We start from the raw sequence: 9,550 nt of genomic DNA on the forward strand, positions 1-9,550 counted from the left end.
TGATAATAAATAGTTATCGGTAGGAGATTGGTATGAAAATAAAAATAGTCGATCAAATTCTCTCCCAAAAATGCTTTTGGACAGTTATTTTTTCTTGTTGGATTTTTATTGGGATTATATTATCAATTTTTGATTCATCATTGAAAAATAATTATGTGTATGTTCTTGGTGTAAATTCTTTATTGTTAGCTCAAATCATCACATATCGAAACTTAATGAAAAAAGAAAGAAACGTTTCAACATCTATTTCAGGCACTAAAGTTAATGGCCTTCCCCTGTTTTCAATACTTAGTAAAAATAGTGATTATTTAAATAAATGGTATAGCATAACTGTTTCTTTTACAATTGGAGTAACTTATTTCGTTTCACTAATATTATTAAAAGTTCTTATTTGGAACGAATTAATTACAATCTATGGCGCTATTACTCTAATCCTAACTGTATTTATTGCAATACAATTGTATTTAAAGTATCTACTCTATATTCTTACCTTAAGAAAGATTTCAAAATTAGAGTTTACTACATTGACACCAGTTTCTCTACATAATCCATCTGAGTCAGATTGGGTAGTTAAATTTACTGATAATATGAATTCATTCAGTAATCATTTTGGGATTTTAGGTATTGCATATACCTCGCTATTCTATTTAACCACTCCTCTATCTGCTATTAGATTTTCTGAAAATATTTTAATAATAGATACACCTAATAACTTAGCTTTTGCAATTACTTGGGGAATAATTTTTATATTGATTGGTTTTGGTTATGTAATTTTAGACTATATTTGGAAAAAATATATTGAAGATATTATTAAAAAAATAAAGAGGATGCAACTAACGGAATATGATACCACTACTAACAACAGACAAATAAACAAGGATTACATTGAACTTTTTAAACTTTATAAAGATTCCCCGAACTTTCCACATTTATTCAATAGAAAAACACTCAATCCGATAGGTTTCATCCCCATTTTGATAAATCTATATCGGCTACTTCAGCCATTTTTAACACAAAATTAAAAGAGCAGAGAATCCCAATCTCTGCTCTTTTATCTTAATAAATCCCCGCTCTTGCCTTGGCTAATTTAATTGAATAATCAATAAAATAATTTAACCTTTCCATAGAATGATTTTTTTCCAAAAATTCACATTGTTTTTTAATATCAACCTCAATTAACGAAACTTCATTTTTTATATGTTTTAACACATTATATTTATTCAATAAAATTTCTAAATTAGTCACCTTATCTTTATTCTGAAGTCCCATTTTTTCTTTATTAGAGAGAAAATGTTCAAGGTAAACGTAACATAAATTTTTTCTACTTTTATTAATATCAAAATTATAATTCCCTTTGTATTTTACAGTGAACTCAGGATTAAAGTATGCTTCGCAATCATTTAGTAACTGAAATAAGTAGCCTAATTTATAACCAATAATTGCTAAATGTTGATTATCTAACTCAGGATTATATGATTTCATGCCAATCACTAAACAATTTTGAATAACTTGTGAAGTCTGGTTATCTAAGATTTCTTTTATTTTATCAATACTTACATTCATATCAATATTCAATTCTTGTATTGTCCCGCGGCACATTCTAATAATCATTTGGCTAAATAGTCTAACTGTAGAATCATCAATTTCGGACAATAATTCCATACACTTCCCCAATAGAAAGACTGTGATTATTAAGGCTTCATCTATAGAATATTGCTTGTGTACTGTAGATATACTATGCCTTTTATCATCTTGATCGATAATGTCATCAATTATGATGGATGATTTATGAATTAACTCAATAGCTATTGCAGATTTATAAACTTTTTCATTTAGATTTTCAGAAAACAACTTATAACCATAATATGTTAATAGCGGTCTAAAACGACTCCCATTCACTACTTGAAGTATCTCATGATATTGTACTGGTAGTTCAAACAGTATTGATTTAATCATAGAATCAATCCGGAACAAAAAATCTTTTTCTTCACTATTTAACGTAATTATTGGCGTCTTTTCCATAGTATTCTCCTACCGATAACTATTTATTATCACTATACAAAGCACTCAAATAGGTTTATAATAGCATAATTATTGATAAAGGAGATTCTCATGGATTATAAACTTATTTCTACTTACTTAGATTATTGCAAAACTCATAAACGTTTGAGTTCACACACGATTCGCGCTTATAAGAATGATCTTATGCAACTTTATAACTCAGACTATGATAATGTCGAATCCTATATCGAACACTTGACACAATCTAACATAAAAACGAATACACTAAGAAGAAAAATTGCTTGTATGAAGGTGTTTTATAACTATCTAAAATACCAGAACATAATTGAAGAGAATCCCTTCAATCAATTACGCTTTCAATTTCGAACTGAAAAAATGTTGCCTAAAACAATTCCGTATGATATTTTGAAAAATATTTTTTTCTATTTAGAGCAGAGAGTAGTTATTTCTAAAACTGACTATCAAAAACAAAAAGCTGAAAGAAATCTACTAATTATTTCCCTTTTACTTTCAACGGGTATCAGAATTTCAGAACTTTGTCACATTCGTCTCAAAGATATTAACCTTTCTAATAAGACACTCCATATTATAGGAAAGGGTAAGAAAGAACGTATCATATTTTTAGGAGATCAAACAACCTTCAATTTTTTAGAAATATATATAAATAAAATAGGAAAGGAATCTAATGATTTCCTATTTCCAGGGAAAAATTCGCTAAAACCATTGTCAGAGCAAAGTATACGTTTAATTTTAAAGACTATCGTTGAGCAAAATAACTTATCTAGAACTATTACACCACATATGTTTAGACATAGCTTTGCAACAATGCTTCTGGATAATGATGTAGATATTCGATACATTCAACAAATTCTTGGACACAGTTCTATATCAGTCACACAAATCTATACTCATGTATCTCATTCAAAACAAAAAGAAATACTTAGTTCTTTTAATCCTGTATCAGCGATTCATTCTGAAATCGAGTAAGAGACATCTCCAATGTCTACAATTCACTTCATCTCAAGTTGATTTTTATAGTTCAATCTTAGTTAATAGATTTTATACTCAGCAAAAGCAAAAAACATAGAAAACTTCACTTTGAATCAGCATTTATACTATATTCTGTATTAAGAGCTCTGTGATTGTTTTTCTAAAATACAGTCTTCAAATATCCTTAAATATAACAAAAAAGATTTGTTTAACAAAATTACTGGATAAAATGAAGTAAATCTTCCCACAATAAAACGCATAATATCAATTTTTTTCAAGATCTGATACTATGCGTTTTTCTGATTTTTAAGACTTTTTACCAATTCTTTTACTTACTAGTAATGATCACAATAAGTTTAATTTTTGTAAGCAGATTGTTAGCAAAAGAGAAAAAATTGACAAATTACTTTTATTGGCCCCACCGGTTTATATAATCAATTATATCCTGTTCGATTTCGATCTTTTGTTCTTGACTAAGCCCCTCTAACCTCTTTTTATAAATTAAATCTATTTTGCTATAGTCTAGTTCTGATGCTTCTCCCTCGAAGTATTGTGGTGATACTTGATAAAATTTGGCCAATTTATTTAACCATTTTATATTATTGATTTTACCTGAATCTTCTATTTCAATATATTTGCTACATGGTATACCTGTGATACGTGAAATATCTTCGACATCAAGTGAATGTACTTCTCTAATGGCACGTATTCTTTTAGCAGTTCGTTGTGTATCTCGAAATGCTTTCCAAGTTAATATTTCCTGTATTGTCTTGAATAACGCTTTATTTTTTATGACAACTAGTAGTAATTGTTTTTTTACTCTTGTAATAGCTTGAAACAATCCATTTTCAGCAAGATAACTGTATCCCCATTCAACAGGTACGGCAATTTTCCCATCTGCATTATGAGTTACTCTATTAGTCAGTGGCAGTAAAACCTTATCATACTCTCTTCCTATAACCGTAAAACCATCTAAAGAGTCTCCAAAAAATTTGGGTAATCTTGTTTGCCCATTTCTCAACCACACTCTTTTTTCAGGCATCTCTATAGAAACATATCCCTCATTCTCTATGCAAGAGTTAATAAAATCCCTTGCAGAGTATTCATGTTCAAAATAAACAGCATTAACCTTTGGAAAATCTAAAACACGTAGGTCCTTTTCTTGCGTATTGAAAAATTTTCTAATAAAAGTAGATAGTTCTATATCGGTCCTCACACGTTCTGTAAGACAGTCAACATACTCAACTGCATTTTTATATTTTTTATCGCTCAAAATACCCTGAATATCTAAACTTCTTTCCTCTGGACGTAGTGTTTGCGCATTGTCAACCGATAAAATCAATTTATTTATTTCTCCAGATTTTACGATCTCTACTAATTTATTCCATTGTTCCTGTCTTAATCTTTGACTTTCATCAATAATAACAATATTATAATCACTTAGCAAGACATTGTTGAATCCTCGAATATCAATAAATTGAAAATTAGACTGTTCATTAATTTTCTGGATAGTATCTAAATCATAAATTGCAGAGCAAAAAACAAACAAAATTTTTTCCCCACTATTAGAAAGTTCCTTAGCAACATCAAATAGTATTAACGATTTCCCTGTACCTGCAGCACCTTTAAGACCAACATATTTTTTTGATGATTCGACTAACTTTTTCTTTGCTTGTTCCTGTTCATTATTTAAAAAATATTGGTTACTGAAAAATCTATCTGGTTCTGAATAAGGTGAGATAATAAATGAAGTGTTAACTAAGCTTTCTAAGTAATTATATTCAATGAAATCAAACGGTATATCTTCAAACAATTGTTCAAAAGAAATTGGAATAAGTGTCTCGGTTACTTCGTCAAATTTATATAATATTTCTGTTTCTGATACAAATGTATAAAGTGATACTTCCATATCTGAAGAAATTGAACTTAATAAGTAAGAATGCCTTTTTAGTTGTCTAAGGATTCTATCTTCGGAAATCTGTGTACTCTTTAACTCAATATTGATGATTTTTTGATTAGAAAATCTCAACATATCAAATTCTTCAGAAACAACTCCTGTGTACTTAGTACCTAAAAAATATCCAGAAAATGCCCCATTCATACAACTAGGTTCTAGTTCTTTGAATTTTTCAAAAATTTTATTTATCGCTTCAATCTCAGTATCATTAATTTCTTCAATATGATTTATTTTCTTGTAATATCGAAATATATCATCATCTGTTTGACTTTCCATAAAAGATACTAAATTTATAACACCAGATTTCATATAAATACCTCACATTTTTAAATACTTCTTTATTAAGTAATACATTTCTAACTTTTGTTTATCAGTTAATTCTACTTTTCTAAGTATATCTACAACATCATAACCACATTTAAAATAGTAAAAGTTAACTCCAAAGATTTCAGCCATTCTTTTTAATGTTTCGTCCTTTCGATTTCTTCCTCCGTTTCCTAACCTAACCTACTAAGCTTGTGCTACACCTAACTTCTCAGCAACTTCTGATTGAGTATGTCCTACGTTCAAGATAGATTTTTTATATATCCTTTCAACATTTTAAAATTCCTTTTGCTTTTCTATTGACCTATAACCAGAACTCATACAAAATAGGTAATACTAGCTAGCTTATGAATATAAAAAATAGCCCTGAAAAGATCGCAGTTCAGTTCTGAGGCTTTTATTTAAAACTAATATAGTTACAATATTAACTCTATCATAATGATAATAGGAAGTCAATAAGAATCCTCTTCTAAAATACAGTCTTCAAACATCCTTAAATAAAACAAAAAAGTTTTGTCAAAAAACAATTCCTGGATAAAATGAAGTAAATCTTCCCACAATAAAACGCATAATATCAAGTTTTTTCAACAGCTGATACAATGCATTTTTCTGATTTTTAAGACTTTTTGCCTAGCCTTTTACTTACTGGTGAGATTCACAATGAGTTTAGTTTTTGTAAGCAGATTGTTAGTAAAAGAGAATAATCCTGCTAAATTTCTGATCTACTATATTCTATACTCACTGACTAAAAAAGAAAATCTACCTTCTCAGTAGATTTCCTCTTTTTAAAATTTATTTCCAAGCGCCACTGGCATCAACATAGTAACCATCAGGTGTATAGGTGTTGTGAAGCATTTTACCAGTTGAAGCAAGATAGTACCACTGACCGTCATCTTTTATCCAACCAGTCGCCATAGCACCTGAGTCTTTTAAGTAATACCAAGAGTCACTATCTTTTACCCAGCCTGTCGCCATTGAACCTGACTTGTTTAGGTAATACCAAGTGCCTCCATTTTTAAGCCATCCTGTTGCCATTGAACCTGAGTCCTTTAGGTAATACCAAGAACCATTATCGTACAACCAATCAGATTCAATCATGGCTCCTGATGATTTAAAGGCATACCAGTTGCTACCTTGATAGAGCCAAGTTTGATTGAACATGACTCCTTTATCATTCATAAAGTACCAAGTTCCCTTGTCCTTAACCCAATCCTTCTGCACTAATTGGCCTTGTTTTTGATAGTACCAGTTTTGGTTTGATTTTAACCAGCTTTCTGCTTTTACAATCGGATAAAGTGTTTTGAAGTGTCCTCCTCCCCTGTAGGAATGACTGATAACTCCTGGTTTTTCAAGTTTCAATTCTACATAGTCGTCTGCCCAAGCAAATACTTTTTGACCATTGACAGTCTCTGGTAAGGTAGCAGTGTAAGTCTTGGTTTGATAGTCCCATTTTGTATCAAGGTAGGTGTATTGATCATTTGATTCGTCAATACGGTAGTAGCTACTCTTTCCACCGTCATTATATACATCATCAACCACTTTAGTGGACCAGGTCTTTACTTCATTTCCGCTCTTAGCCTCGACCTTGATATCTCCTCTATAGCCATAAGGTACATAGAAATTCAGGTAACGCCCCTTTGCACCGACCATAGACTTGTCCTTTTCTTGACCTAGGAAATTGACAGTCTGATCTTGACCGTTGAGACTGACCGTCCACTCGATTTTCTCGGTTTGTGGCAAATCTAAGACTTTGATATCTACTTCATTTCCATTGTTAAATCGAAGAATTTTGCCATTTTGATACCAGACATCACCCTTAATAACCCATTCTTCTTCCAATTCGAAGGCCTTTCCTGAATGAGGGAAAGCTAGTAAAGCTAAACCTGCTAAAGACAAACCAAATAGTGTGATTTTTTTTGATACTTTCATTTCCTTAACTCCTTATTTTTGAAATAAAACAAATTGACTGTTTTCTGGATAAACTGATACATGTTGCTCCTTATTACTGCTTGATGCAGCTTCAAGAACTAGAGGATAAGAGTATTGATACAGTTCCTCTAAAGTAATTTTTCCGTTAGTATTGGTGTCTGCCATAGGCGAAATCATTCTACTTTGAAGTGAATCCCAACCTGTACCCATTGCCCAGTATCTGGTGGCAAGACTACCTACTCCGACTGCACTATACGATTTTTCACCTTTCCAAGAGGCACATAGTACGAGGAATTTAGAATCAAGCATTTCACCATTCTTGCTTGCTACATCTCCTGTTGAAAATCCTGCCAAAAATGCTTGTTCATCAAATACTTCTGCAGACTTAGAGACAGCCTTTTCATCTGATTCACCTACATCTATAATTGTTCCTGAATAGCAACAATCCAGCATAACCACAAACTTACCTTTATATTGTTTCAGTATAGATGCCAATTCCCAGCCTGAAAATGATGTTTTATCGCTACCAATGGCTATCGTCCCATCTTTTCCTCCATGACAGGTAAGGTAAAGATAGTTCACATCGCTTTCGCTAGAAGATTTGAAAAGCTCTTGCATTTTTGCAATAATCTCAGCTTTTGTTTTATCTGGGAAACGAACAACTTTACTAAAGTTTTGGTTATTAAAAACCTTTTCCATAGCATTAACATCTTCGATAGGTACTGCTCTCGTTGATGTTTCACCAAGAACTAAAGCACGGCGATTAATCGTTTGTCTTGCTCCACTAGTGGCAAAGAAATAGGTATCATCTCCGATATTGTGCCAACCAACTTGCATATCTCCGCTACTAGATAAATAATATTGTTTTCCATTGATAGTCTGTAGTCCCGTTTGCATGACACCGCTACTATTTAAATAATACCAGCTACCAGAAACCCAACACCATCCAGTTTTCATAGCACCACTATCATCTAGATAATACCATTTCCCATATTCTTTAATCCAACCTGTCTTCATCCAACCTTCACTATCAAAATAGTACCAGGTATCATTTATTTTTTCCCATCCATTTGTAGTATAAGAACCATCAGAATGCTTATACCACCAACGGCTACCAGATTTTATCCAACTTCCACTTGACTTACTATAAGTCGCTTGAGAGGATGATTCTTGAGCAGAAACTGGATTATTTGCTGGCAGAGATGCTACTAAGCTTAATAAAACAACTGTTGACAATAAAATTTTTTTCATAATACTATTGTCCTTTCTATTTTATTTTTATATAATCATATCATAAATAAAAAACAAGCGTTTTATTTTTTGCAGAAATGGAAGAGGAACATTATGGAAAATTTCGGAGCAGTTTTAAAGGATATTCGTATTTCAAAAAATTTTCGCCTAAAAGATTTATCATGTAATGAAATTAGTGAATCAACTATTTCTCGTTTCGAAAATGGCGTTACAAAATTATCTATTAATCATTTTTATATTCTGTTAAATCGTCTTGGAATATCATTTTCAGAATTTGAAGAATTAGTGCATTGTTATTATTCCAAAAAAGAATGTCTTTTTGAAGAATTAGAACATGCTGTAAATTCTTCAGATATATTTTTACTTCAAGAATTAGTGGATAAAATAGAGTTAAAACAAAAACAAGAAAAAAGTTTATGCAATTATCACATAAAATTGATTGCTGAAGAACAGATTAATCGTCTTGCAAACCTTCCTTATAATTCATCTAAATGTAATGAATTAATAAAATATCTGCTTTCTGTAGATACTTGGATGGAGTATGAACTAAAACTTTTCTATAATTCAGTGTTTTTTATGAATACTAAAACCATTAGCTTACTATATAGAGTGGTAATCAAGAAAACACGACATTTTTTAAAAACAGACATTGGAACACATAGAGTAATTCCTTTATATTTATTTAATTTAGAATTATTATTGAAAAATAATTTGTTAGATAGCGCTCAATTTTTTATAGATGATTTAGAAAATTTACTTACTAGACAAGGATATTATTTTGAAAAGAATTATTTGCTTTTTTTAAAAGGTATTTATCTCATAAAAACGAATCAAGTAGAGTTAGGTAAAAAAGAATGTTCCAAAGCTATGAGAATATTTAAGGAATATAATGATAGTGACACAATAAATGAATTAAACCAGAAATTTAAGCTAGATCTAACAATTTAATTGTTAAATGATATCATTTAGAGATATAATTTCTAAAAAATTAGACAAATAATTTATCAATAAGATTTGGTTCTGTATTACACTGAGCTAAGTCTTTTTTCTACCATTTGTCAAGTATATCAAGGTATT

Annotated in this window: 7 protein-coding genes; 3 read left to right on the forward strand and 4 right to left on the reverse strand. The window is 30.6% G+C overall.

All coding sequences use genetic code 11. The features are described from left to right. The first annotated feature begins 32 nt into the window (after positions 1-32). The gene (locus HMPREF2837_RS10480) at positions 33-1,022 is read left to right on the forward strand and encodes a hypothetical protein (protein WP_075230926.1); all 990 of its coding nucleotides are present in this window, start codon (positions 33-35) and stop codon (positions 1,020-1,022) included. 34 nt (positions 1,023-1,056) lie between these two features. Here the strand turns inward: HMPREF2837_RS10480 and HMPREF2837_RS10485 are convergent, their stop codons facing one another. Continuing rightward, positions 1,057-2,022: a polyprenyl synthetase family protein gene (locus HMPREF2837_RS10485; RefSeq protein WP_075230927.1), complete on the reverse strand. Its 966-nt coding sequence runs from the start codon at positions 2,020-2,022 to the stop codon at positions 1,057-1,059. Positions 2,023-2,112: 90 nt separating this feature from the next. Between HMPREF2837_RS10485 and HMPREF2837_RS10490 the strand changes: the two genes are divergently transcribed. Continuing rightward, positions 2,113-3,009, forward strand: coding sequence for a tyrosine-type recombinase/integrase (locus HMPREF2837_RS10490; RefSeq protein ID WP_075230928.1), 897 nt, complete (start codon positions 2,113-2,115; stop codon positions 3,007-3,009). Positions 3,010-3,421: 412 nt separating this feature from the next. On the opposite strand, the gene HMPREF2837_RS10495 is transcribed toward HMPREF2837_RS10490, so the two are convergent. The 3 genes from HMPREF2837_RS10495 to HMPREF2837_RS10505 form a co-directional block, all read right to left on the reverse strand. Next, the gene (locus tag HMPREF2837_RS10495) at positions 3,422-5,278 is read right to left on the reverse strand and encodes an AAA family ATPase (RefSeq protein ID WP_075230929.1); all 1,857 of its coding nucleotides are present in this window, start codon (positions 5,276-5,278) and stop codon (positions 3,422-3,424) included. 807 nt (positions 5,279-6,085) lie between these two features. Beyond that, the gene (locus tag HMPREF2837_RS10500) at positions 6,086-7,222 is read right to left on the reverse strand and encodes an N-acetylmuramoyl-L-alanine amidase family protein (protein ID WP_075230930.1); all 1,137 of its coding nucleotides are present in this window, start codon (positions 7,220-7,222) and stop codon (positions 6,086-6,088) included. A 12-nt stretch (positions 7,223-7,234) separates the two neighbouring features. Continuing rightward, positions 7,235-8,473 carry a caspase family protein gene (locus tag HMPREF2837_RS10505; protein WP_075230931.1) on the reverse strand — a complete coding sequence of 413 codons (1,239 nt, stop codon included), beginning with the start codon at positions 8,471-8,473 and terminating at the stop codon, positions 7,235-7,237. 93 nt (positions 8,474-8,566) lie between these two features. Here HMPREF2837_RS10505 and HMPREF2837_RS10510 point away from each other — a divergent pair, with 93 nt between their 5' ends. After that, entirely contained in the window at positions 8,567-9,421 is an 855-nt protein-coding gene (locus tag HMPREF2837_RS10510) for a helix-turn-helix domain-containing protein (protein ID WP_075230932.1), read from the forward strand. Positions 9,422-9,550 lie beyond the last annotated feature (129 nt).

The sequence above is a fragment of the Streptococcus sp. HMSC071D03 genome (assembly GCF_001812125.1).
In the GTDB taxonomy this organism is placed as follows: domain Bacteria; phylum Bacillota; class Bacilli; order Lactobacillales; family Streptococcaceae; genus Streptococcus; species Streptococcus pseudopneumoniae_N.